The 25522-nt window shown below is 38.2% G+C and carries 23 protein-coding genes; 16 read left to right on the top strand and 7 right to left on the bottom strand.

Annotated features, from left to right (window positions below; all coding sequences use genetic code 11):
• The first annotated feature begins 116 nt into the window (after positions 1–116).
• The 4 genes from tnaC (at position 117) to mutT (ending at position 3559) form a co-directional block, all read left to right on the top strand.
• Positions 117–221, top strand: coding sequence for a tryptophanase leader peptide (gene tnaC / locus NBG71_RS18860; protein WP_075670806.1), 105 nt, complete (start codon positions 117–119; stop codon positions 219–221).
• Positions 222–333: 112 nt separating this feature from the next.
• Positions 334–1737, top strand: coding sequence for a tryptophanase (locus NBG71_RS09015; RefSeq protein WP_075670808.1), 1404 nt, complete (start codon positions 334–336; stop codon positions 1735–1737).
• A gap of 72 nt (positions 1738–1809) precedes the next feature.
• Entirely contained in the window at positions 1810–3060 is a 1251-nt protein-coding gene (locus NBG71_RS09010; RefSeq protein WP_099659318.1) for an aromatic amino acid transporter, read from the top strand.
• Between the two features lie 106 nt (positions 3061–3166).
• Positions 3167–3559: an 8-oxo-dGTP diphosphatase MutT gene (gene mutT, locus NBG71_RS09005; protein ID WP_075670812.1), complete on the top strand. Its 393-nt coding sequence runs from the start codon at positions 3167–3169 to the stop codon at positions 3557–3559.
• A gap of 86 nt (positions 3560–3645) precedes the next feature.
• Here the strand turns inward: mutT and yacG are convergent, their stop codons facing one another.
• From yacG to ppdD, 6 genes are all read right to left on the bottom strand, one after another.
• A complete protein-coding gene (yacG, locus tag NBG71_RS09000; protein WP_075670814.1) occupies positions 3646–3858 on the bottom strand; it encodes a DNA gyrase inhibitor YacG in 213 nt (70 codons plus the stop codon).
• A gap of 54 nt (positions 3859–3912) precedes the next feature.
• Complete coding sequence (zapD, locus tag NBG71_RS08995; protein WP_075670816.1) at positions 3913–4665, bottom strand: cell division protein ZapD; 753 nt, start codon at positions 4663–4665, stop codon at positions 3913–3915.
• The gene (coaE, locus tag NBG71_RS08990; RefSeq protein WP_075670818.1) at positions 4658–5281 is read right to left on the bottom strand and encodes a dephospho-CoA kinase; all 624 of its coding nucleotides are present in this window, start codon (positions 5279–5281) and stop codon (positions 4658–4660) included. Before coaE ends, zapD begins: the two co-directional genes overlap by 8 nt.
• Positions 5282–5515: 234 nt before the next feature.
• Positions 5516–6715, bottom strand: a complete 1200-nt coding sequence (locus NBG71_RS08985; RefSeq protein ID WP_223672387.1) for a type II secretion system F family protein — start codon at positions 6713–6715, stop codon at positions 5516–5518.
• Positions 6712–7812 (bottom strand): ATPase, T2SS/T4P/T4SS family, encoded by a 1101-nt coding sequence (locus NBG71_RS08980; protein ID WP_075670822.1) that lies wholly within the window; start codon positions 7810–7812, stop codon positions 6712–6714. The genes NBG71_RS08985 and NBG71_RS08980 overlap by 4 nt, the downstream gene beginning before the upstream one ends.
• 101 nt (positions 7813–7913) lie before the next feature.
• Entirely contained in the window at positions 7914–8357 is a 444-nt protein-coding gene (gene ppdD, locus NBG71_RS08975; protein ID WP_109419758.1) for a prepilin peptidase-dependent pilin, read from the bottom strand.
• Between the two features lie 211 nt (positions 8358–8568).
• On the opposite strand from ppdD, the gene ampD reads away from it, so the two are divergent.
• The 11 genes from ampD (at position 8569) to NBG71_RS08920 (ending at position 23702) form a co-directional block, all read left to right on the top strand.
• Entirely contained in the window at positions 8569–9111 is a 543-nt protein-coding gene (gene ampD / locus NBG71_RS08970; protein WP_075670826.1) for a 1,6-anhydro-N-acetylmuramyl-L-alanine amidase AmpD, read from the top strand.
• 325 nt (positions 9112–9436) lie between these two features.
• Positions 9437–10207: a pyruvate dehydrogenase complex transcriptional repressor PdhR gene (gene pdhR / locus NBG71_RS08965; RefSeq protein WP_075670940.1), complete on the top strand. Its 771-nt coding sequence runs from the start codon at positions 9437–9439 to the stop codon at positions 10205–10207.
• A 163-nt stretch (positions 10208–10370) separates the two neighbouring features.
• Complete coding sequence (gene aceE, locus NBG71_RS08960) at positions 10371–13037, top strand: pyruvate dehydrogenase (acetyl-transferring), homodimeric type (protein WP_075670828.1); 2667 nt, start codon at positions 10371–10373, stop codon at positions 13035–13037.
• A gap of 12 nt (positions 13038–13049) precedes the next feature.
• Positions 13050–14915: a pyruvate dehydrogenase complex dihydrolipoyllysine-residue acetyltransferase gene (gene aceF, locus NBG71_RS08955; RefSeq protein ID WP_109419756.1), complete on the top strand. Its 1866-nt coding sequence runs from the start codon at positions 13050–13052 to the stop codon at positions 14913–14915.
• A gap of 200 nt (positions 14916–15115) precedes the next feature.
• Positions 15116–16543 (top strand): dihydrolipoyl dehydrogenase, encoded by a 1428-nt coding sequence (gene lpdA, locus NBG71_RS08950; RefSeq protein ID WP_075670832.1) that lies wholly within the window; start codon positions 15116–15118, stop codon positions 16541–16543.
• Between the two features lie 235 nt (positions 16544–16778).
• The gene (locus NBG71_RS08945) at positions 16779–17249 is read left to right on the top strand and encodes an anti-virulence regulator CigR family protein (protein WP_250916783.1); all 471 of its coding nucleotides are present in this window, start codon (positions 16779–16781) and stop codon (positions 17247–17249) included.
• Between the two features lie 475 nt (positions 17250–17724).
• Entirely contained in the window at positions 17725–20322 is a 2598-nt protein-coding gene (acnB, locus tag NBG71_RS08940) for a bifunctional aconitate hydratase 2/2-methylisocitrate dehydratase (protein ID WP_075670836.1), read from the top strand.
• A 136-nt stretch (positions 20323–20458) separates the two neighbouring features.
• Entirely contained in the window at positions 20459–20830 is a 372-nt protein-coding gene (locus NBG71_RS08935) for a YacL family protein (RefSeq protein ID WP_023581519.1), read from the top strand.
• Positions 20831–20922: 92 nt separating this feature from the next.
• Positions 20923–21783 (top strand): small-conductance mechanosensitive channel MscS, encoded by an 861-nt coding sequence (gene mscS / locus NBG71_RS08930; protein ID WP_075670838.1) that lies wholly within the window; start codon positions 20923–20925, stop codon positions 21781–21783.
• A gap of 476 nt (positions 21784–22259) precedes the next feature.
• Positions 22260–22883, top strand: coding sequence for an arginine exporter ArgO (gene argO, locus NBG71_RS08925; RefSeq protein WP_250916782.1), 624 nt, complete (start codon positions 22260–22262; stop codon positions 22881–22883).
• Between the two features lie 84 nt (positions 22884–22967).
• Complete coding sequence (locus NBG71_RS08920) at positions 22968–23702, top strand: oxidative stress defense protein (protein WP_075670942.1); 735 nt, start codon at positions 22968–22970, stop codon at positions 23700–23702.
• Positions 23703–23774: 72 nt separating this feature from the next.
• Here NBG71_RS08920 and NBG71_RS08915 read toward each other — a convergent pair whose 3' ends face one another.
• On the bottom strand, positions 23775–24674 hold the full coding sequence (locus NBG71_RS08915; protein ID WP_069367724.1) for a LysR family transcriptional regulator ArgP: 900 nt from the start codon (positions 24672–24674) through the stop codon (positions 23775–23777).
• Between the two features lie 161 nt (positions 24675–24835).
• Between NBG71_RS08915 and rpiA the strand changes: the two genes are divergently transcribed.
• On the top strand, positions 24836–25492 hold the full coding sequence (rpiA, locus tag NBG71_RS08910) for a ribose-5-phosphate isomerase RpiA (RefSeq protein ID WP_072069239.1): 657 nt from the start codon (positions 24836–24838) through the stop codon (positions 25490–25492).
• The last annotated feature ends 30 nt before the right edge of the window (positions 25493–25522 follow it).

The raw sequence follows: 25522 nt of genomic DNA, 5'->3' as shown, positions 1-25522 counted from the left end.
TTATAAATAGTGTGATTTTCGTCCAAAATATACTATTGTTATATTACTAATTGTGTTTAACTGTTATATAAATTAGCATGTAAATTGTACTATTTCCTGACTATAAGGGTTAAAGTATGTTCTCATCATTTAATGTTTTGATAGTATTAAGAGGTTTCTTCAGATTGAAGAAATGGTTTAATATTGATTCTGAACTCGCCTTCTACTTTCCTGAAAAATAATCCTTTTTTATATCCATCCAAAATAATTTAATACTCTTTTTCCGTTTAATTTAAATGGGAAGATTATTTTATTTATTCTAATTTTATTATTTAATATATTAAAGGTATTATCATGGCTAAAAGAATCGTAGAACCATTCCGCATTAAAATGGTAGAAAAAATCCGTGTTCCTTCAAGAGAAGAACGTGAAGCTGCATTAAAAGAAGCAGGATATAACCCATTCCTATTACCAAGTCATGCTGTTTATATTGATTTATTAACAGACTCTGGTACTAACGCAATGAGTGATCACCAGTGGGCAGCAATGATAACTGGTGATGAAGCTTATGCAGGTTCAAGAAACTATTATGATTTAAAAGATAAAGCCAAAGAGTTATTTAACTACGATTATATTATTCCTGCTCACCAAGGACGTGGTGCTGAAAATATTCTTTTCCCAGTATTATTAAAATATAAACAAAAAGATGGAAAAGCGAAAAACCCTGTATTTATTTCTAACTTCCATTTCGATACCACAGCAGCACACGTTGAATTAAATGGTTGTAAAGCAATTAATATTGTTACTGAGAAAGCGTTTGATTCCGAAACCTATGATGATTGGAAGGGCAATTTTGATATTGCTAAATTAAAAGAAAATATTGCAAAACATGGTGCTGATAACGTTGTTGCCATTGTTTCAACAGTGACCTGTAATAGTGCTGGTGGTCAGCCTGTCTCAATGGACAATTTAAGAGAAGTTTACGAAATCGCAAAACAGCACGGTATTTTTGTTGTGATGGATTCAGCGCGTTATTGTGAAAATGCGTATTTCATTAAACAGCGTGATCCTAAATATAAAAATGCGACTATCAAAGAAGTTATTCTAGATATGTATAAATACGCTGATGCATTAACAATGTCAGCGAAAAAAGATCCACTGTTAAATATTGGTGGTTTAGTCTCAATTCGTGATAATGAAGAAGTATTCACATTAGCAAGACAACGCTGTGTACCAATGGAAGGCTTTGTTACCTATGGTGGTTTAGCTGGCCGTGATATGGCTGCAATGGTACAAGGTTTAGAAGAAGGTACTGAGGAAGAATATCTGCACTATCGTATTGGTCAGGTTCAATATCTAGGTGACCGTTTACGTGAAGCGGGCATTCCGATTCAATATCCTACTGGTGGACATGCTGTTTTCGTTGACTGTAAAAAACTGGTACCGCATATCCCGGGCGATCAATTCCCAGCTCAAGCTGTCATTAACGCACTTTACTTAGAGTCTGGTGTTCGTGCTGTTGAAATCGGTTCGTTCTTATTAGGTCGTGATCCTGCAACAGGTGAGCAAAAACATGCAGATATGGAATTTATGCGTTTAACCATTGCACGTCGTGTCTACACTAACGACCATATGGATTATATTGCTGACGCACTTATTGGCTTAAAAGAGAAGTTTAAAACGCTTAAAGGTCTTGAGTTCGAATATGAACCACCTGTATTAAGACACTTTACTGCTAGATTAAAACCTATCAAATAAATAATACTCCACAATAATAATGGCTCTCGTGCAATGCGAGAGCCCTATCCTTATTTCAGTAAGGACTAAAAAATGGAAAATAAGTCGGTAAATAAAGAACCCTCAATTATTGTAGGGGGATTTGTGTTGGGCGGCGCGATGATCGGTGCGGGAATGTTTAGCCTGCCAACAATAATGTCTGGTGCTTGGTTTATTAACTCACTCTTTATATTATTTATTGTCTGTTTCTTTATGTTTCATTCTGGAATTTATATTCTTGAATGTATATCTAAATATGGTGCAGGAACAAACTACTTTCATATATCGAAAGAGTTATTACCTAAATGGGCGTGTTATCTTGCGAATGCGTCTTTGATATTTGTATTATATATCTTAATTTATGCTTATATCTCTGCTGCAGGTTCGGTCATTTATGAAGCTTCATCTTTATATGGTCTTAATTTAAACCTTAGAGTGATATTCTTTGTATTTACTATTTTACTAGGGGCTACAATCTGGTGGGGAGGTGCTTGCGCAAGTCGCTTAACCTCAATATTTTTATTTATTAAGATTGTTCTATTTGTGTTGGCGTTCTCGGGATTATTCTTTAAAGCGAGAGGTGATTTATTATTTACTGCAACCTTTGAAGGTAAAAGTCAATTATATCTTTATCCTTTTATTTTTATCATTATTCCTTATGCTATCACCTCTTTTGGTTATCATGGTAATGTTTGTAGCCTTTATAAGCTCTATCATGAAAATGAAAGAAAGGTTGTAAAAAGTTGTGTTATTGGTTGTGTTTTAGCACTGGTAATTTATTTACTTTGGATGATTGGTACGATGGGGAATTTACCTCGTGAGCAATTTATTACAATTATCCAAAAGGGTGGTAACTTAGATGCCTTTATTGATTCTTTATATACTGTATTAAACAGTAAATATATTGAAGGATTTTTATTGTGGTTTTCTATTAGTGCCGTATTCTGTTCATTTTTAGGGGTAGCGATTGGTCTGTTCGACTATATTTTAGCATCACTAAAATTTGAAGATAACAAAACAGGGCGCTTAAAATCTGGCGTTTTATGTTTTACACCACCGTTACTATTATGTTTACTTTTCCCTAATGGGTTTTTAATTGCGATTGCTTATGCAGGAACTGCCGCGTGTGTATGGGCAATTATTTGTCCTGCGGTTATGGCACTGAAAGCACGCGAGAAATTTCCAAACTCAGGTTTCAAAGTGTGGGGTGGCAAAGGATTAATTTATGCTGTTATCGCTTTTGGTGCAGTAGGGATTATTTGCCAAACATTAGCACAGTTCGGTTTCTTACCTATTTATCGTTAATTAATTGAGATAGTCAGGGAAAGAAAACCAGAGTAGCACCGTTGGATATACGTTATAATATCGTTAAGTTGTTATAATAACGTGACTATTCAATAGGTTGTCTATGATGGATAAAAAGAAGCTACATATTGCTGCGGGTATTATTTGTGATCAACACAATAATGTCTTTATCACCCAACGCCCTCTAAAATCGCACATGGGAGGGTTTTGGGAATTTCCGGGGGGGAAATTAGAAGATAAAGAGACTCCAGAGCAGGCGCTAGTACGTGAGTTACAAGAAGAAATTGGTATTGATGTAACGCAATGCTCACTTTTTGAAACAGTAGAGCATGATTTTCCAGATAGACACATTACCTTATCCTTTTTCTTAGTCACGCAATGGGATAATGAGCCCTATGGTAAAGAGGGTCAAGAATTCAAGTGGACATCGATTGGATCGTTAAATGCCGATGATTTTCCGCCTGCTAACCGTACTATTGTGGCGTTATTGCAAAAGTAAGCAAAAGTAGAATAGTGCTAAATAAGCACCTATAAATAAAATAGCCACTCAGTCGAGTGGCTATTTTTTATGTTCAGATTGGCATATTAAAAGTATTTAGGCTCTTGTTGTGGCGCTTCACTCCAATCATCGCTGTCATTAATATCGCTTTGGCTTGGAATGCGTTTTGATTCATCAGCCCATTCGCCTAAATCAATAAGTTGGCAACGCTTACTACAAAAAGGGCGATAAGGGCTACTTTCATTCCAAACAACTTCTGTTTGACAGGTTGGACATTTTACAATTAATTCTTCGCTCATTATCTCTCCTAGATCTCATTGGTGCTATTTATGCTCATATCAATAAACATAATGTTAGCAACAAGCGATCTCAAAAGGTAGCTCTAGAGGTACGGTTCCATTTTCACTATCAAGTGGTAAAAAGCGGATCGCATAGCGATTTTTATGCCCTGAAACTTGAGGATAGATTTGGTGATCAATGGCTATCTTAAGACGTAGCAATTCACCATCTTCAGCGCTGTCTTGGTAAAAACCACGGTGACTAAGAGCGGACTTAAATGTATCTGATTGGCGAATAAGCATGAGCAAACTATTTAATGCATTTTGTAATGGTAATAAACCTGCCAGCCAGCTTTGTAATCTTTCATCACGAGTTGCTTGAGGTAAACTTAACCATAAATGTAATGCTGGTACATCAAAATTACAGCATCCACCAGGAATACTTAGACGCTGTTTGACTAAACTAATGACTTTATCTTGTTTTAAATGCTGACCTATTCGAGGGGCTTTACTTAATACGGCTGCATTTTCAGCTAATTCATCAATAATCTGAGTGACAATCGCTTTATCAACATTAGGAAATGAAAGCCATTGCTGTAATTTTTTTTGTCTTTTTTCTAATTCTTTAAGTAATTCAGCACGGATTTCACCACGATCAAGGACTTCAATAAATTCTGATATCGCACGGAAAAACGAGAGTGCTGTGGGTAATGAATCAATTGCACGAAAACTGTTAATTTGAATCAATGAATTTTCAATTCTAAGCCATGAACGCATTTTTTCATTGAGGGGATGTTCGAAGATGATTGTTGTGATGTCATCACTCATGGCAATTGTCCTGTAACGCTTGTTGAGCTAATTCTAAGTAATGCTGATGGAGTTGCTTAACTTTTCCAATCATATTTTGGCTATTATCGTGATTTTCAATAATATCATCAGCGACGGCTAATCGTTCCTGTCTTTGAGCTTGAGCTTTTAAAATATTAAGAACTTGCTCTCGACTAACGCCATCTCGTTTTATAGTTCTTTCTATTTGCTCTTCTTGTGTAACATCGACAACAAGAACACGAGAGGCGAGATGCATTAATTTATTTTCGACTAATAATGGAACAACCCAAATAAAGTAGGGCGCTTTAATTTGTTGTATTTGTCTTTGAGTCTCTTGCTGTATCAATGGGTGAAGAAGATTGTTAACCCAAGTTTTTTCTTCATTATTTTCAAAAATAATCTGTCGCAGCTGTGCTCGGTTTAATGAACCATCAGGTAGCAAAATGCAGTCACCAAAATGCTGATGTAATGCATTTAACCCTAAAGATCGAGGCTCTACCACTAATCGAGCAATAACATCAGCATCGACAAGCGGTACACCTAATGAGGCAAAAGCATTGGCAACGGTTGTTTTACCACTGCCTATTCCGCCTGTAAGAGCAACTGTATAAGCCATTTTTGTTTATCTGTTTTTAATGAATTAAAATTTACGATTAGTCTAGGTATTCTAAAGGCTAATTTTGTTTTTATCACAAGATAATAACCGCAATATTTGGGTTTTATTCGGTTATTATGATAGATGATTTTCTGCTACCCTGACATCCTACCTCATAATGCGTAATAGAATTACCATTAATCAATAAGTTAGTGCTACACATAGTAACAGCATGTTACTCATAAAATTTGTGATTCATTGTATAGTATCACCTAACTGTAATATAGGAAGATACATAGCAATGATTAATGTGCCAATAATCAATGCAACAACTGTCATCAATATTGGCTCTAGCCAAGCACTAATGGTGTTTAATTGCTCATCGAGTTGATGATAAAACCAATCACTTAATTGCTGACAAAAATAGAGCAATTGTCCCGAGTTTTCTGCACAACTGATAAATTGATAACAAATAGGCGTAAAAAGAGGTTCATTTTTCATAAATAAGCTCAACGATTTACCTTGCATAATGTGATCGCTCATTTGAGAAAGTACTTGCTTATAAATAGGGTGTGTAAGTTGTTCTATTCCTATTTTTAAACCTTGTAATAAAGGTAATCCAGCTTGTTGTGTAATACTTATTATCTGAAAAATAAGGTGTAATTGCTGATACTTTAAAAGCTTACCTAAATAAGGAATATGAAGAAAAAAGGTTTGTTCAACAAAATATAATAGTGAAAAAGAGTGTCGAATTAAGCGATAAGCAACTATTAATCCTATAAAGATAAACACTATCATACTAATATAATCAGTAAGCCATTGCGAAAAAGTAATTAAAGTGAGTGTTAAAATTGGAAGTTCTGTATTAAAGGCACTGTATAAAGACTGATATTCAGGTAAGACATAGAGCAACATAATACTGGTAATCAAAGTTAATACAGTGAGTAAAAAGGTTGGGTATTTAAAGGCTTTTTTGATTTTTTTAACAATCTCTCGATGTTTCTTTAATTGTATTATTTGAAGCGTAATAACTTCATCTAACTTTCCACTTTCTTCACCAATAAAAATAAAGCGACTCAATGTAATTGGGAAATAAAGCGGATAACGAGTTAATTGTTTAGAAAAAGAACCTCCTTGTATTAAGTTGAAAATGATATCTTCTAATACGCATTGCCAATGTGAGTAACGACATTCATCTTTTAATAGTGTTAATGCAGGAAGAAGTGCTAAACCTGAATGAAGTAATAGAGCTAATTGTTCGAAGAATTGAATTCGATATTGCTTATCAGTATCTTGAAATAAAACAATTTTGAATAAACGTATTTTTATGGGGAGTTTTTGTTGTTGTGTTAGTTTAATAAATGCCTCGTTATTAGAGGATGCCAGTATTTTTCCTGTACACCATTCTCCTTGATAAGTTAATGCATCATAGCGATAAATTAGCTGTAATCTCATTCAATATCTCCTAGTGTTTGATAAACCTCCTCAAGTGTCGTTATTCCTTGTTTAATTAATGAAATGCCGGAATAGAGTAAGTGATAAGGGGATGAGAGAGTTTGTTTTAAGGGCTCAAAGCAGTCATAAATAGCCGTTCTTCCGTTATAGCCTGAATAGCATTGCTGGCAACCAACAGCTTGCCAGTTTGGTATTTCGATCATTTCTTTGTTTATATTTATATGCTGTTTATTGGGTAGACATATTTTGCAGAGTGGACATAAACAACGAACTAATCGTTGTGAAATAATTAAGCTAACACAGGAGTGAATAAGATCTTTTTCAATTCCTAAGTTATATAGACGCATTAATGTGGATGAAGCCGAATTAGTATGTAAGGTTGATAATACAAGATGCCCTGTTTGTGCTGCTTTTATTGCCATTTCAGCAGTCGATTGATCACGTATTTCACCTACCATAATAATGTCAGGATCTTGGCGTAGTAATGCCCGTAATATTGTTGTGAATGAGATCCCTGATTTTTCGGAAATTTGGATCTGATTAATACCCTTTAGAGGTAATTCAACCGGATCTTCAACACTATTTATATTTAGGTTTTCTTTATTTAAATAACGTAAACAACTATATAGTGTGAGCGTTTTTCCGCTTCCCGTAGGCCCTGTAACTAAAATCATTCCTTGCGGTAAATTTAAATATTTTTTTAATAGCGTTAAATGTGAGGGTTGAAAGCCCAGGTGATTTAATTCCGGTTGTTGTAAATTATTGATAAGCCGTAAAACTACTTTTTCGCCATATAATGTGGGAAGTGTCGCAATTCGTATTGAATAGTTTTTTTCATGATAAGACCAATTAAACTGCCCATCTTGAGGCAATCGCTTCTCTGCAATATTTAAGTTAGCGAGTACCTTTAAGCGAGTCACTATTTCTTCAGAGAATTCATTTGGAGGTGGCGAAAATAGATATAAATGATTATCTATTCTGGCTCGAATTCTTACACTGATTTGCTGTGGCTCTATATGTAAATCAGAGACACGCTTTAAAATACTTGTACGTAATAGATGCTCAATAAATTCTGTTGCAGAGTGTGTGATATCCATTCTTCACCTCTTTAATACTTTCTGACTTATTTGTGTTGTCTTCAATGTTTAAAGTGCGCAATAGGAACACTCGATATGAGTGCTCCCTTTATTTAAAAGCACTAATATGATTTTAAAATCTCACTACACTGTTTTTGCAACGTAAGATTTGTTGTAGAACATTGTGTTTTCCATACCGGAACGAGGTCGTTAACTCCTTTCTCTGACGACATTGTGATTGTCAGACCATCAAGCTGAGTTTTCCCTGTTGCACTAATCACACCGTGTAACACATTTATATCGGATAAATATCGACTACGAAATTGTTGCGGCATAAAAGAGGAATCAGAATTACAGTGTTGAGGTTCATTTTCATAACGGCATAATTCTACCGCAGAACGATAGGGAGACAGTGTTTGTAAGACATCGGTTAATGCGGCTTTTTGGATATAACCTTGATAGGCAGGAATAGCCACTGAGCTTAAAATTGAGATGATAGCAATCACAATCATAAGTTCCATAAGGGTAAAACCATTTTCATTAGAGTGATAATTAAGTGCATTCATCTAGCGTCCTCCTTGAGTAATAGACACTAGAAGTATGAAAAAAAAAAGACTTTATTAGCGAATAGATAAGATAAAGTTTGAGTAAAATATCGAAAAGAAAAGGGAGATATACATATTTAACTTTTATTATTGAGGGAAAGTTCGCATTTATTGATGAGTATGAGTTAATAGAGTTATTGATAATAGCAAAACAAAATAAAAGAGGGTTGATGTGGAAATTAAACAAGGTTGGCTAATCGATGCTAGACAGGTTCCTTCACCTAATCATGATAAGAGACCTGAAGGAGAGCTCCCTTCTTTATTAATTGTTCATAATATCAGTTTACCTCCTGGTGAATTTGGTGGGCCTTATATTGACCAACTTTTTACCAATACATTATCAGAGCAAGATCATCCTTTTTTTAGTGAGATTGTTAGCTTAAGAGTGTCGGCTCATTGCCTGATTCGGCGTGATGGAGAAATTGTGCAATATGTGCCTTTTACTGAGAGAGCGTGGCATGCTGGCGTTTCTTTATATAAAGGCAGAGAAAAATGTAATGATTTTTCAATCGGTATTGAGCTTGAAGGTACTGATGAGTGCGATTTTACCCAGCAGCAATATCAACAATTAGTGAAGGTAACTCAATCGCTTATTACTCTTTATCCAGCCATTAAAGAGAACATTACTGGACATAGTGATGTTGCTCCAAATAGAAAGACCGATCCAGGGCCTCACTTTGATTGGGCTTATTACCGCAGTTTGTTAACAAAATAACCGCTTGAGCTGGGTTTTAATGCACTTAATTAGAATTTAAATTCAAAATTGTACTGCTGTCACGCTTCAGTTTGACTGTTTATGTGTTTAAAAAACGTTAAAAAATTTATTTTTAACGTTTCTAGATAATGCGATCTAGTTATCACTTTTGATGAATTTTTAAAATAATTTGTTAAAGTTTGCAGGTTTTTATGATTTCGCTCAACAACTGTATGGACAGTTAGTGAATACTTTGTTACTTTATTATCCGTTATATTAAATTGGTATTACCAATTGACAACTCAATCACTAAGGTAATAGTTATCCAATAATGGCTTCCAGCAATATGGCTTATACAAAAATCCGCCAACCTAAGCTTTCTGATGTTATTGAGCAACAGCTTGAGCATCTGATTTTAGAAGGTACTCTGCGCCCGGGAGAAAAACTCTTACCTGAGCGTGAGCTGGCGAAACAATTTGATGTATCTCGCCCTTCATTGCGTGAAGCTATCCAAAAATTAGAAGCTAAAGGCTTTTTACTCCGTCGCCAAGGCGGGGGCACTTTTGTTCAGCACAATCTCTGGCAAAGTTTTAGTGATCCTTTAGCTCAACTGCTTAGCGGACATCCCGAATCTCAATTTGATCTTTTAGAAACTCGTCATGCACTTGAAGGTATTGCCGCATATTACGCCGCATTACGTGGTACTGATGAAGATCTTGATCGTATCAAAGCTAGCCATGATTGCATTTTGAAAGCTCATGAAAAGGGTGATTTAGCCGCTGAGTCTGAAGCTGTATTGCAATATCAATTAATTGTAACGGAAGCTGCTCATAATGTCGTTTTATTGCATCTATTACGATGCATGGTGCCAATGCTTGAGCAAAATATCCGCCAGAATTTTGAGTTTCTTTATACTCGTAAAGAGATGTTAACTGCAGTAAGTGAGCATCGTAGTCAAATTTATCAGGCTATTATTAATAGAGAGCCAGAAGCTGCGCGTGAAGCATCACATCGCCATTTGGCCTTTATTGAAGATGTTTTGTTGGATATGAGTCGTGAACATACTCGCCGTGAGCGCTCTCTGCGCCGGCTACAACAACATCCTGATTTATTTTAGTAGCACAGATCCTGACCGCTGAGTCTGTACTACCTATCGCCCTGTGATTTTCAGGGGAAGCGGTAATAACAGCAGGGCCTATCTTCCCGTCATATCAGATGGGTATAACGGGAAGATAGGCTCCCATAACCATTAAAAACAGATAACAGATAAGGAATACACCATGTCAGATATGCTGAAAAATGACGTGGATCCGATCGAAACTCGCGACTGGTTACAAGCGATCGACTCGGTCATCCGTGAAGAAGGTGTTGAGCGTGCACAGTTCCTGATTGATCAGGTATTAAAACAAGCCCGTAATGGTGGTCTTAATATCGCTTTAGGCGGTTCTGTACACAGCGATTATATCAATACCATTCCTGCTGAAGATGAACCCGCTTACCCTGGCAATCTGGAATTAGAGCGTCGTATTCGTTCTGCTATTCGCTGGAACGCAGTAATGATGGTTCTGCGTGCATCCAAAAAAGATTTGGAACTCGGCGGACACATGGCGTCATTCCAATCTTCTGCAACTTTATATGAAGTGTGCTTTAACCACTTCTTCCGCGCGCAAAATGAAACTGATGGCGGTGACTTGGTTTACTTCCAAGGCCATATCTCCCCAGGTATCTACGCTCGTGCATTCTTAGAAGGTCGTTTAACTGAAGAGCAATTGAACAACTTCCGTCAAGAGATTGGTGGTAAAGGTTTATCTTCTTATCCGCACCCTAAATTAATGCCTGAATTCTGGCAGTTCCCAACAGTTTCTATGGGCCTGGGACCACTATCTGCAATTTACCAAGCTAAATTCCTGAAATATTTGAATCACCGTGGCTTAAAAGATACGACTAAACAAACTGTTTATGCGTTCTTAGGCGATGGCGAGATGGACGAGCCAGAATCTAAAGGTGCTATCACCATCGCAGTTCGCGAAAAATTAGACAACCTGTGCTTCGTGATTAACTGTAACTTGCAGCGTCTTGATGGCCCAGTTACAGGTAACGGCAAAATTGTTAACGAATTAGAAGGTATCTTCGCGGGTGCTGGCTGGAACGTTATCAAAGTAATGTGGGGCGATCGTTGGGATGAGCTTCTGCGTAAAGACACTTCAGGTAAACTCATTCAATTAATGAATGAAACTCTGGATGGTGACTACCAGACATTTAAATCTCGTGATGGCGCTTATGTTCGTGAGCACTTCTTCAATCGTTATCCAGAAACAGCTGCATTAGTTAAAGATATGACTGATGATGAAATCTGGGCATTAAACCGTGGTGGTCACGATCCGAAGAAAGTCTTTGCAGCATTCCAAAAAGCAAAAGACACTCAAAATCAACCAACTGTTATTTTAGCTCAAACCATCAAAGGTTATGGTATGGGTGAAACGGCAGAAGGTAAAAACATTGCTCACCAAGTTAAGAAAATGAACATGGATGGCGTTCACCATTTCCGTGATCGTTTCAATATTCCTGTTGCTGATGAGCAAATCAAAGACCTGCCTTATATTACTTTTGATAAAGACTCAGAAGAATACAAATATCTGCACGCACGTCGTCAGGATTTAGGTGGTTACCTACCAGCTCGTCGTCCACGTTTTGAAGAAAAACTGGATATCCCAGCACTGGAAGATTTCAGCCAATTACTGGAAGAACAATCTAAAGAGATTTCAACAACTATCGCATTCGTTCGTGCTCTGAACGTAATGTTGAAAAATAAATCTATCAAAGATCGTTTAGTTCCAATTATTGCGGACGAAGCACGTACTTTCGGTATGGAAGGTCTGTTCCGTCAAATCGGTATTTATAGCCCGAATGGCCAACAATATACGCCTCAAGACCGTGAGCAAGTTGCTTACTATAAAGAAGACGTTAAAGGTCAAATTCTGCAAGAAGGTATCAACGAACTGGGTGCTGGCGCATCTTGGTTAGCAGCTGCAACATCTTACAGCACTAACAATCTGCCAATGATCCCATTCTATATCTACTACTCAATGTTTGGTTTCCAACGTATTGGCGACTTATGCTGGGCTGCAGGCGACCAACAAGCTCGTGGTTTCTTAGTAGGTGGTACTTCAGGTCGTACAACACTTAACGGTGAAGGTTTACAGCACGAAGATGGTCATAGTCATATTCAATCGCTGACTATTCCTAACTGTATCTCTTATGATCCAGCATTCGCTTATGAAGTAGCTGTTATCATGCAAGACGGTTTAGAACGTATGTATGGTGATAAACAAGAAAACGTTTATTACTACATCACTACACTGAACGAAAACTACCATATGCCAGCAATGCCAGCCGGTGTTGAAGAAGGTATCCGTAAAGGTATCTACAAACTGGAATCACTGGAAGGCGCGAAAGGTAAAGTTCAATTACTGGGCTCTGGTTCTATTCTACGTCACGTTCGTGAAGCAGCACAAATCCTGTCTGCTGAATACGGCATTGGTTCTGATGTTTATAGCGTAACTTCATTCACTGAATTGGCTCGTGATGGTCAAGATTGTGAACGTTGGAACATGTTACATCCATCTGAAGCACCGCGTGTACCTTACATCGCTCAAATTATGAATGATGCACCAGCTGTTGCCTCTACTGACTACATGAAACTGTTCGCTGAACAAGTTCGTACTTATGTACCAGCAGATGATTACCGCGTATTAGGTACAGATGGTTTCGGTCGTTCTGATAGCCGTGAAAACCTGCGTCACCACTTCGAAGTTGATACTTCTTATGTGATTGTTGCTGCATTAGGTGAATTAGCTAAACGTGGTGAGATTGATGTGAAGGTTGTTGAAGAAGCAATCAAAAAATACAACATCAACCCTGAAAAAGTAAACCCACGTCTGGCGTAAGAGGTAAAGTGAATGTCTATTGAAATTAAAGTCCCAGATATCGGTGCTGATGAAGTTGAAGTCACCGAAGTGATGGTGAAAGTGGGCGACCGCATTGAGGAAGAACAATCCTTAATCACTGTAGAAGGCGACAAAGCTTCTATGGAAGTTCCATCACCACAAGCGGGTGTTGTTAAAGAGATTAAAATTGCCGTGGGCGACAAAGTCCAAACAGGTTCTCTTATCATGATTTTTGAAGCAGAAGGTGCCGCGCAAGCAGCACCAGCTCAAGACGCAGCACCTGCACCAGTAGCTGCGCCTGCAACAGCTGCACTGAAAGAAGTTCACGTTCCAGATATCGGTGGTGACGAAGTTGAAGTCACTGAAGTGATGGTAAAAGTGGGCGATAGCGTTGCTGAAGAACAATCACTGATCACTGTTGAAGGTGATAAAGCTTCAATGGAAGTTCCAGCACCATTTGCTGGCGTAGTGAAAGAAATTAAAATTGCAACAGGTGATAAAGTGAGCACAGGCTCTCTGATCATGGTATTTGAAGTTGCGGGTAGCGCACCTGTTGCTCAAGCGACACCAGCACCAGTTGCATCTGCACCAGCAACATCTGCTGTGAAAGAAGTGAATGTTCCTGATATCGGTGATGACGAAGTTGAAGTTACTGAAGTGATGGTGAAAGTAGGTGATTCCATCTCTGAAGAACAATCACTGATCACTGTTGAAGGTGACAAAGCTTCAATGGAAGTTCCAGCACCATTTGCTGGTGTAGTTAAAGAGATCAAAATTGCAGTGGGCGATAAAGTAAAAACTGGCTCACTGATCATGATTTTCGAAGTTGCAGGTGCAGCACCAGTTGCTCAAGCACCAGTGGCAGCAGCTCCAGCGCCAGCAAGTTCTGCTCCGGCAGCACCTGCTAAAGCACAAGCGACTACGCCAGCAGCGAAAGAAGAGTTTGTTGAAAATGACGCTTACGTTCATGCTACACCAGTGATTCGTCGCTTAGCGCGCGAATTCGGAGTGAATTTAGCGAAAGTGAAAGGTACTGGTCGTAAAGGTCGTATCTTACGTGAAGACGTTCAGTCTTACGTGAAAGAGTTAATTAAACGTGCTGAATCTGCGCCAGCGAATGCAGGTGGTGGATTACCAGGCATGTTGCCTTGGCCAAAAGTTGACTTCAGCAAGTTTGGTGAAATTGAAGAAGTTGAATTAAGCCGTATCCAGAAAATCTCTGGCGCTAACTTAAGCCGTAACTGGGTGATGATCCCTCACGTAAATCTGTTTGATGAAGCAGATATCACTGAGGTTGAAGAATTCCGTAAACAGCAAAATAAAGAAGCAGAGAAGAAAAAACTGGATGTTAAGATCACTCCGTTAGTCTTCGTAATGAAAGCAGCTGCGAAAGCACTGGCAGATATGCCACGCTTTAACAGCTCTATCTCTGAAGATGGACAAAAACTGATCCTGAAAAAATACATCAATATCGGTATTGCTGTAGATACACCGAACGGTCTTGTTGTTCCTGTTTTCAAAGATGTTAACAAAAAAGGCATTATCGAACTGTCTTATGAGTTAGCTGAAGTTTCTAAGAAAGCACGTGCAGGTAAATTGACTGCAGCAGATATGCAAGGCGGATGCTTCACTATTTCTAGCCTTGGTGGTATCGGTACTACCGGTTTTGCACCAATCGTTAACGCACCAGAAGTTGCGATTATGGGACTTTCCCGTTCTTCTATGAAACCAGTATGGAACGGCAAAGAATTCGTACCACGCTTGATTTTACCAATGTCATTATCTTTCGATCACCGTGTGATCGATGGTGCTGACGGTGCTCGATTCATCACTCTGATTAATCAGTACATGAGTGATTTACGTCGTTTGGTAATGTAATTTTAAAACCGGTGCTTAGCGCCGGTTTCTCTGATTACAGTGATGGATTTTACAGTCATACATCTTAGGTTGTGAGATCCATCATGTTAGAGCGCTTTTCAGTTTATTAACATTTCTGTAAACTGCATGCGGTATGTAAGTCTCGGTGTTAAATATGGATTATCGTCTGACTCGCCGGACAAATAAATAATGAGGTCACGATGAGTACTGAAATTAAAGCACAGGTAGTGGTTCTCGGTGCAGGCCCTGCGGGTTATTCCGCGGCGTTCCGTTGCGCTGACTTAGGTTTAGAAACAGTTTTAGTAGAACGTCACTCTACTTTAGGTGGTGTTTGTCTGAACGTGGGTTGTATCCCTTCTAAAGCGTTACTCCACGTTGCTAAAGTTATCGAAGAAGCGAAAGCATTATCTGAACACGGTGTTGTATTTGACGCACCAAAAACAGATATCGACAAAATTCGCATCTGGAAAGATAAAGTTATTTCTCAGTTAACGGGTGGCTTAGCTGGCATGGCTAAAGGCCGTAAAGTTACTGTCGTTAATGGCGAAGCTCGATTCACTGGTTCTCATACATTGTCTGTTGAAGGTGCTGAAGGTACAACTACCATCACTTTTGATAATGCAATCGTTGCTGCCGGCTCACGTCCAATCGAATTACCATTCATTCCACATGAAGACCCACGTGTATGGGACTCAACAGATGCACTGCAACTGAAAACTGTACCAGAACGTTTACTGGTTATGGGTGGCGGTATTATCGGTCTGGAAATGGGTACGGTTTATCACTCTCTGGGTTCTCAGATTGACGTAGTTGAAATGTTTGATCAGGTTATTCCTGCTGCTGATAAAGACGTGGTTAAAGTATTTACCAAACGTATCAGTAAGAAATTTAACCTAATGCTAGAAACCAAAGTAACTGCGGTTGAAGCAAAAGAAGATGGCATCTACGTAACAATGGAAGGCAAAAAAGCCCCAGCAGAACCACAACGTTACGATGCAGTATTAGTTGCTATCGGTCGTGTACCTAACGGTAAACTATTAGACGCAGGTAAAGCAGGTATCGAAGTTGATGATCGTGGCTTTATCCATGTTGATAAACAAATGCGTACTAATGTACCTCACATCTTTGCTATCGGTGACATCGTTGGTCAACCAATGCTGGCTCACAAAGGTGTTCACGAAGGTCACGTTGCAGCAGAAGTTATTTCTGGTAAGAAACATTACTTCGATCCTAAAGTTATTCCATCAATCGCTTATACTGAACCAGAAGTTGCATGGGTTGGTATGACTGAAAAAGAAGCGAAAGAGAAAGGCGTTAGCTATGAAGTGGCTTCTTTCCCTTGGGCAGCATCAGGCCGTGCAATCGCATCAGATTGTGCAGATGGTATGACTAAACTGATTTTCGACAAAGAAACTAACCGTGTTATTGGTGGTGCAATTGTTGGTTCTAACGGTGGTGAACTGCTAGGTGAAATCGGTCTAGCAATTGAAATGGGTTGTGATGCTGAAGATATCGCATTAACTATCCACGCTCACCCAACGTTATACGAATCAATCGGTATGGCTGCGGAAGTATTTGAAGGTAGTATTACTGACCTGCCAAATCCAAAAGCGAAAAAGAAAAAATAAGCAACTTGTTTACTGAAAACAGCTTTACTGAAAATAGTTTTGCTGAAAACAGTTTACTAAAGTAGTTTAAATGATAAGAGCTAAGTTCTTTATAGAACTTAGCTCTTTTTTATTTATTCAAAAGGTGTTTTTTAGCTATATATGCTTAGTCGTAATATTATCAGAATATGAGAAATTGTACTTAAGTGTTTATTACTCTATTTTTTTATTATGATCTGATTTTGGGATGGTATATATGATGAGCAAACACACTTCTTTTCGTTTTTTTCTATTGTTGTTTATAGTGAGCTTTTCTTTAGGCTCTTTAGCTAATCCTCCCCATGGGAATGGGAATGGGAATGGGAAAGCACGACATTATCAGAATAATAACCATATAAACTCTAATAAAAACGATGGGCTATCATCTGAAATAATGATTAATAGTAATGGGCTAGTGTCTGTTTCTTTAACTTATAAAGATGCAAGGATCTTAGCCATAAAAAATAATATTGTTGGTTATCAATCTCTGCCACCGGGTATAGCTAAAAATTTAGTCAGAGGGAAACCACTCCCTCCTGGGATCATGAAAAAAAACATCCCAAATAATATGTTAAATCAATTACCATATTATCAAGGGTATGAATGGAAAATAGTAGGAAATGATTTGGTTTTAGTGGCAATTGGAACATCTATAATTGCAGCTGTGATCAATCATGTATTTGATTAATTAGATATTTTATCTTTCATTGTTTGAGCTAAATAGAGCTAATATATTATTTTAAATAAAATAACAATTTTTAAGTAGGTAGCTTCTACCTGTAGAAAAGGCTCATTTTATAACAAATCAATATTATTCAAATTCTTATCAGCGCTTAGTAAGCTTTCTCTTAAATAGTATATTTCTATTCATATCTATAGATTCTTTATAGTATTTTATCTAAAAAACTGGGTAAAAATGTTTCTTATATATTTTGTTTAAGTGTTTTAATCTGAATAAGTGGATATTTGAATTTGATTAATGTTACTTTTATGTGAACGAATTAACATCGTGTTGAAGATTTGCTATGCTGATACCCTTAGCTGGGCATAATCTCACAACCACTTATGTTTTATGCGAGCAAAAGATCCTCTGACCTGGAACCCTATAGACAGGGTGCAGACAGCCGGGTTATACAAAATGACAAAGAAGCGAGGAGACAGTCGTGCTAGTAGAATACCGTAAGCACGTAGCAGAGCGTGCAGCTGAAGGTGTCGTTCCAAAACCTCTCGATGCCACACAAACAGCCGCACTTGTTGAGCTATTAAAAAATCCCCCTAAAGGTGAAGAAGAATTTCTTCTTGATTTAATTGTTAACCGCGTTCCACCCGGAGTTGATGAAGCTGCCTATGTTAAGGCGGGTTTTTTAACTGCCCTCGCGAAAGGCGAAACCACATCACCTCTTATCACTCCAGAAAAAGCAGTTGAATTATTAGGTACCATGCAAGGTGGCTATAATATTCATGCTTTAATTGGATCTCTGGACAACGATAAATTAGCGCCAATAGCAGCTAAAGCTCTTTCTCATACATTACTGATGTTTGATAACTTCTATGATGTTGAAGAAAAAGCTAAAGCAGGTAACGTTTACGCTAAGCAAATTATGCAATCTTGGGCTGATGCTCAGTGGTTTACCGAGCGCCCAGAATTAGCAGAAAAAATTACGGTTACCGTATTTAAAGTCACGGGTGAAACTAATACTGATGACTTATCTCCAGCACCTGATGCTTGGTCTCGTCCTGATATTCCATTACATGCTTTAGCAATGCTGAAAAATGCACGCGAAGGTATTGAACCAGATCAACCAGGTAGTGTTGGCCCTATCAAACAAATCGAAGCGTTAAATAAAAAAGGCTTCCCTTTGGCTTATGTTGGTGACGTTGTAGGTACTGGCTCATCACGTAAATCAGCAACTAACTCTGTGCTTTGGTTTATGGGAGACGATATTCCTTTCGTTCCTAATAAACGCGGTGGTGGTGTTGTTCTTGGTGGCAAAATCGCGCCTATCTTCTTTAATACTATGGAAGATGCAGGTGCACTCCCTATCGAAGTTGATGTTTCTAAATTAAATATGGGTGATGTTATTGATATTTACCCATACAAAGGTGAAATTCGTAACCATGAAACGAATGAGTTACTGGAAACCTTTGAACTGAAAACCGAAGTATTAATTGATGAAGTTCGTGCTGGTGGCCGTATTCCATTGATTATTGGTCGTGGATTAACGTCTAAAGCGCGTGAATCACTAGGTTTACCTGTTAGCACACTGTTCCGCCATGCTAAACCTGTTGCAGAAAGCAACCGTGGTTTCTCGCTAGCTCAGAAAATGGTAGGCCGTGCTTGTGGCCGTACAGGTGTTCGCCCTGGCGAATATTGCGAGCCAAAAATGACTTCAGTAGGTTCACAAGATACAACAGGCCCAATGACTCGTGATGAGCTAAAAGACTTGGCGTGTCTTGGTTTCTCTGCTGATTTAGTGATGCAATCATTTTGTCATACTGCAGCTTATCCAAAACCGGTAGACGTTACAACGCATCACACTTTGCCTGACTTTATTATGAACCGTGGTGGTGTTTCACTGCGTCCGGGCGATGGCATTATCCACTCATGGTTAAACCGTATGTTACTACCTGATACTGTCGGTACAGGCGGTGACTCGCATACTCGTTTCCCTATTGGTATCTCATTCCCAGCTGGTTCAGGCCTAGTAGCTTTTGCTGCGGCAACTGGGGTAATGCCATTAGATATGCCAGAATCTGTTCTGGTACGTTTTAAAGGCGAAATGCAACCGGGTGTGACACTGCGTGATTTAGTTCATGCTATTCCTTATTACGCAATTCAAGATGGTTTACTGACAGTTGAGAAAAAAGGTAAGAAGAATATTTTCTCTGGTCGTATTCTTGAGATTGAAGGCTTACCAGAACTGAAAGTAGAACAAGCATTTGAGCTTGCTGATGCATCAGCAGAACGTTCAGCGGCGGGTTGTACTATTAAACTGGATAAAGCGCCAATTATTGAGTACCTGCAATCTAATATCATTTTGCTGAAATGGATGATAGCTGAAGGTTATGGCGATCGTCGTACTATTGAACGTCGTATCACTTCAATGGAAAAGTGGTTGAAAGATCCGCAATTACTTGAAGCTGATACAGATGCAGAATATGCAGCAGTGATCGAAATTGATTTAAATGAGATCAAAGAGCCAATTCTATGTGCGCCTAACGATCCAGATGATGCTCGCTTATTATCCGAAGTTGCAAATAGCAAAATTGATGAAGTATTTATTGGCTCTTGTATGACCAATATTGGTCACTTCCGTGCTGCAGGTAAACTGCTTGATCAACACAAAGGTCAATTACCAACACGTTTATGGGTTGCTCCACCAACAAAAATGGATGCAGCGCAATTAACGGAAGAGGGCTATTATAGCGTCTTTGGTAAGAGTGGAGCACGTATCGAAGTGCCGGGTTGTTCACTATGTATGGGTAACCAAGCGCGTGTTGCTGATGGTGCAACTGTCGTTTCAACATCGACACGTAACTTCCCTAACCGCTTGGGTACAGGTGCTAATGTGTATCTTGCTTCTGCGGAACTTGCGGCAGTCGCTTCATTATTAGGTCGTTTACCAGAGCCTCAAGAGTATCTGGATTTCATGAATAAAGTGGATGAAACCGCAGAAGATACTTATCGTTATCTAAACTTTGACCAACTAGAGCAATATACCGATAAAGCAGACCAAGTTATTTTTCAAACAATGGTTTAATGGTTAATATATTGCTTTAAAGTATTTTATATGAACAAACGGGGGGCAAATGCCTCCCGTTTTTTGTTATTTTTGTCATAATAAGAATAAGATATTTTTTATTAAAAAAGCGAGTGCTTTATAAGGGGCGTACACCATGGATTATGAATTTCAGCGAGATCTCACTGGCGGTATACTAGCCCGTTTTTCGATGGATCATGAAGCAATAGGCTATTGGCTAAATGATGAAATTCAGGGCGACATTAGTCTTATCGATCAAATTCTTGAAGAAATGGAAGGTATTAAAGGTAGTGAAAGACAGTGGGAACTTATCGGTAAAGAATACAGTCTTTCTATTGATGACGAAGAAGTGATGGTTAGAGCTAATACCTTGCATTTTGAAACAGATGAAATGGAAGAAGGAATGAGCTATTACGATAACGAAAGCATCTCTTTTTGTGGTTTAGATGATTTTGCTACTATGTTACAAAAATATCGGTTATTTATTCTGGAAAATAGAAGGAATTAACAATTCCTATATATTTTTTGAATAAATCTGCCACAATATACTATTGAATTACTATTCTTTTCATTACGTTTTTAAGTTTAAAAGGTGGTCTAATGAATGAATTACCCGCTAGTTTAGATGAAGCAACAGGTTGGTTTGTGGCAAATCAGGATCTTTTTATTCAATATGCAGTGAATATTGTCGCCGCATTCTTGATCCTATTTATAGGTCTTTTTGTGGCAAAAATGATTGGTAAAGGTGTCGCAAGAGTTTTAACGCTACGTCATATCGATGCCACTGTTGTCACTTTTCTGTCAGTTCTGGTTCGTTATACCGTTGTTGCTTTTACCTTAATTGCGGTATTAGGACGATTAGGCGTTCAAACAGCTTCTGTTATTGCTGTATTAGGTGCCGCTGGTTTAGCTGTTGGTTTAGCATTACAAGGTTCGCTGTCTAACTTTGCAGCTGGTGTACTGATTGTTATTTTCCGTCCGATCCGTACTGATGAGTATGTGATGATCGGTTCTGTTGAAGGTACAGTGAAAGATGTGCAGATTTTTTCAACCACATTACGTTCAGCCGATGACAGAATTATTGTTATTCCAAACAGCAAAATTATCAGTAGTGAAGTTATCAACTTAAGTCGTGAGCCAAATCGTCGTACACAAATTATTGTTGGTGTGGCTTATGATGCTGATATTGATAAAGTGAAACAAGTGCTGGGTGACGTTGTTGCTAAAGACAAACGTATTCAACATGATCAAGGAGTGACTATCCGTTTACATGAAATGGCTCCATCTTCATTAAACTTTGTGGTACGTGTTTGGACAACCAATGGTGATGCATGGCCTGTTTATTGGGATCTAATGGAAGATTTTAAACGTGCATTAGACGCGAATAATATCGGTATTCCATTCCCACAAATGGATGTTTATATGCATCAAACACAAAGTGCGACAGCGAAAGCAGAATAGTCTCACAAGAATAAATGACATAGAGCCACGTTAATAACGTGGCTTTTTTTGTATGATAAAACAGGAGAAATAATAAGATAACACAGATGGTAAAAGGGATTGGATACTAAAGATGGAGATAATCTTAAAGAGCTTATTTTTCATTTTTCATTACGTTGATAGTTATATTGTGTTTGTTTTGTCGCTCCTATTATTGTGGTATTCCCATAAAACAGAGAAAAAACGAGTACGTATTATCTTATTTATTACTGCACTAATTGTGGTAACACCTCATGTCACAATTTGGTCTAATTTTATTTTTATGCTATTAGTGAGTATGGCTATTTCATCCTATTAATCCTACTAGCACTTTATTTTTTCCTATTTTATCGCCATTAGTTTTTCTTATTATCAATAAGAATGATTCATTTCCTCTAATATCAAAATCCCTCTATTATTCATCTAATATTAAACGAATAATTATTAAGGTATTTTGCATGTTTACAACTTTTTTTCAGGGGTTCTTATTAAGCGCAGCAATGATCCTACCGATTGGCGCCCAAAATGCCTTTGTTTTGCAGCAGGGGAGTAAAAGGCAGTTTCACTTAATGAGTGCATTTTTATGCGCTTTAAGTGATGTTGTTTTAATTACGGCGGGGGTTTTTGGTGGAAGTGTTCTTCTCAGTCAATCAGAAATACTTTTATTATTGATCACTTGGGGAGGTGTGGCGTTCTTACTATGGTATGGCTGGAATGCATTTAAAACTGCGTTTTCAAAAGATATTGAATTATCACAAAGTGAAAATCAAGTAAAAAGCCGTTGGCGCGTGATTGTGACATTAGTTGCTGTGACTTGGCTTAATCCTCATGTTTATTTAGATACTTTTGTTGTGATAGGCAGTATTGGCGGGCAATTAACATCAGAACTACGCCCTTGGTTTACATTTGGTGCGGTATTTGCTTCTATAAGCTGGTTTTTTGCGTTATCACTACTTGCTGCCTGGTTTTCTCCAATATTAAGCAAAGCGCACTCTCAACGTATTATTAATCTGTTTGTAGGATGTGTAATGTGGTTTATTGCTGTTCAATTAGCAGCACAAGGATGGAAAACTCTCTTTTAATCTTAAAGAACTTTACATCAGATATGCTAAGGTTCTTCTTAGCCATAAAAGATGGTCTTAAAATTTATTATGTCGGGGGTTTTTGTGAAATTAAAAGCAATTGTATTAGCATCCGTGTTTACGCTGGGATTACCTTCACTTGCATTAGCTGCTTCTGAGCCAGAAGGACCACATATTACAACATCGGGTAATGCGACAATTAAAGCCGCTCCTGATATGGCGACATTAAATATTCAGGTTAACGAAAGAGCAAAAGATGCCGCTCAGGCTAAGAAACAAGTAGATGAGCGTGTCGCAAAATATTTTGCCTTCTTAAAAGAAAATGGTGTTGTGAAGGAAGATATAGATGCTGCTAATATCCGTACTCAACCAAATTATGAGTATGATAAAAAAGCAGAGCGTTCTGTAATTAATGGTTATACTGCAACACGTACTGTGAATGTTAAAATTAAGAAATTAGAACAGCTGAATACGTTACTAGATGGCGCATTAGCGGCTGGTTTAAATGAAATTAATAACGTTGAATTTGGTGTAAATAATCCTGAGCAATACAAAACAAAAGCACGTGAAGTTGCGATTAAAAATGCCATTGATCAAGCAACGTCAGTAGCAAAAGGTTTTGGTGCGGATTTAGGTGCAGTTTATAGTGTCAGCTATCGTGCACCAGAGGCGACACCTTATCCAATTGCACAAGTGCGTATGGATGCGATGGCATTAAAAGCACAAGCACCTGCTGCTGTGCAAGAAACCTATGAACAGCAAAGTATCGAGTTTAAAGATTATGTTGATGTAGTTTTTGAATTAAAGCGCACTAAATAATCATGCCGTGATCAAAATAAAATAGGCTTCAATATGAAGCCTATTTTTGAGTTAATAAGATGAAAGAGCATATTACTCTTCATCCTGCTTTAAAACTTTACGACCAAAATCAATGAGTGCATCTGTCACTTTTCTCATGGTTCTACTTTCTGGTGCAAATCGGTGCCAATAAAGCATACGTCGTTGGCAAAGCCCCGGCGTCAAATCAACCAATTCTCCACTTTTTAGTTCATTAGCAATTTGCAGATGAGGGATCATACAACAGGTTGAACCTTGTTTAGCTAATTGTACAAAGGCTTCAGAAGAGTTCACGATATGGCACGGTACACTGCCCGGAGATAAACCGAAGTTTTGTTGTAAAAATGCCTGATGCATATCATCAAGATGGTCGAATGCCACTGCCGGTGCTTTTAATAATGAAGATTTTGTTACGCCGTTTGCAAAGTAGCGTTGAGCAAAATCAGGAGAAGCAACAAATAGATAATCGAGAGCACCTAATTGATCGACAAGGCAACTTGGTAGTGCTTGTGGTTGAATACTGATTGCACCAACGACTTCACCTCGTCTTAATCGTTCTTGAGTGCGAGTTTCATCTTCAACTTGAATATTGAGACGAATAGGCAGTTGCGTTAATACAGGGTGTAACGCGGGCAATAGCCATGTAGCTAAACTGTCCGCATTCACCGCCAAAGAGAGTAAAAGAGGTGTGGAACCACTGTTTTCATCACCCAACCATTGTTCTTCAAGTAATTCTACTTGATGCAATAGTGCTAATAATTTTTGCCCTTGTTCTGTAGGTTGAGGTGGAACAGTTCTGACTAATAGCGGTTGTCCAAATAAATTTTCTAACTGTTTGATACGCTGAGAAACGGCAGATTGTGTAATACATAACTTTTGCGCAGCTCGTTCAAAGCCACGTTCTCGAATGACGGCATCAAGGGCTTGTAATGCTCGATAATCAGGGCGTTTCATTAACAGACTCTCTTCGATTTTATATTCTATTGCTTACTATGCCATATTTTTCGTTGTAATGAGTTAAAATGTTGCTTCTCAGTTTTTGATGTGTCTCGTGCTAGTTTTGAATGCAATATGCTATTCTTAGTCCATTAACGTGATAAATAAGGTTTTTTTAAATGACTCAGGATGAATTGAAAAAAGCAGTGGGTTGGGCAGCGCTTGAATATGTAAAACCAGGCACGATTGTTGGTGTCGGTACTGGCTCTACGGCTTCTCACTTTATTGATGCATTAGCAACAATGAAAGGTCAAATCGAAGGCACAGTTTCAAGTTCAGAAGCATCCACAGCAAAATTAAAGAGTTACGGTATTCCTGTTTTCGACTGTAACGAAGTTGATTCTTTAGATATTTATGTTGATGGTGCTGATGAAATAAACCATCAAATGCAAATGATCAAAGGTGGTGGTGCCGCATTAACGCGTGAAAAAATCATTGCGGGTGTAGCGAAAACATTTATCTGTATTGTTGATGAATCTAAACAAGTCGATGTGCTAGGTAAATTTCCGCTACCAGTAGAAGTTATTCCAATGGCGCGCTCTTATGTTGCACGTGAACTCGTTAAACTGGGTGGTTTACCAGAATATCGTGAAAATGTGGTAACTGATAACGGTAACGTTATTTTAGACGTTCATAATTTAACAATTCTTAATCCTATTGAGCTGGAAAACAAAATTAACAGTATTCCGGGTGTTGTAACTGTAGGATTATTTGCTAACCGTGGCGCGAATGTTGTTTTAATGGGCACCTCTGAAGGTGTGAAAACCATTAAATAATTCTTTTTAAGATAGGTAGCTCTGGCTACC

This window comes from Proteus sp. FZP2095, from assembly GCF_023701425.1.
In the GTDB taxonomy this organism is placed as follows: Bacteria; Pseudomonadota; Gammaproteobacteria; order Enterobacterales; family Enterobacteriaceae; genus Proteus; species Proteus cibarius.
This window is presented reverse-complemented; position numbering and strand designations above follow the sequence as displayed.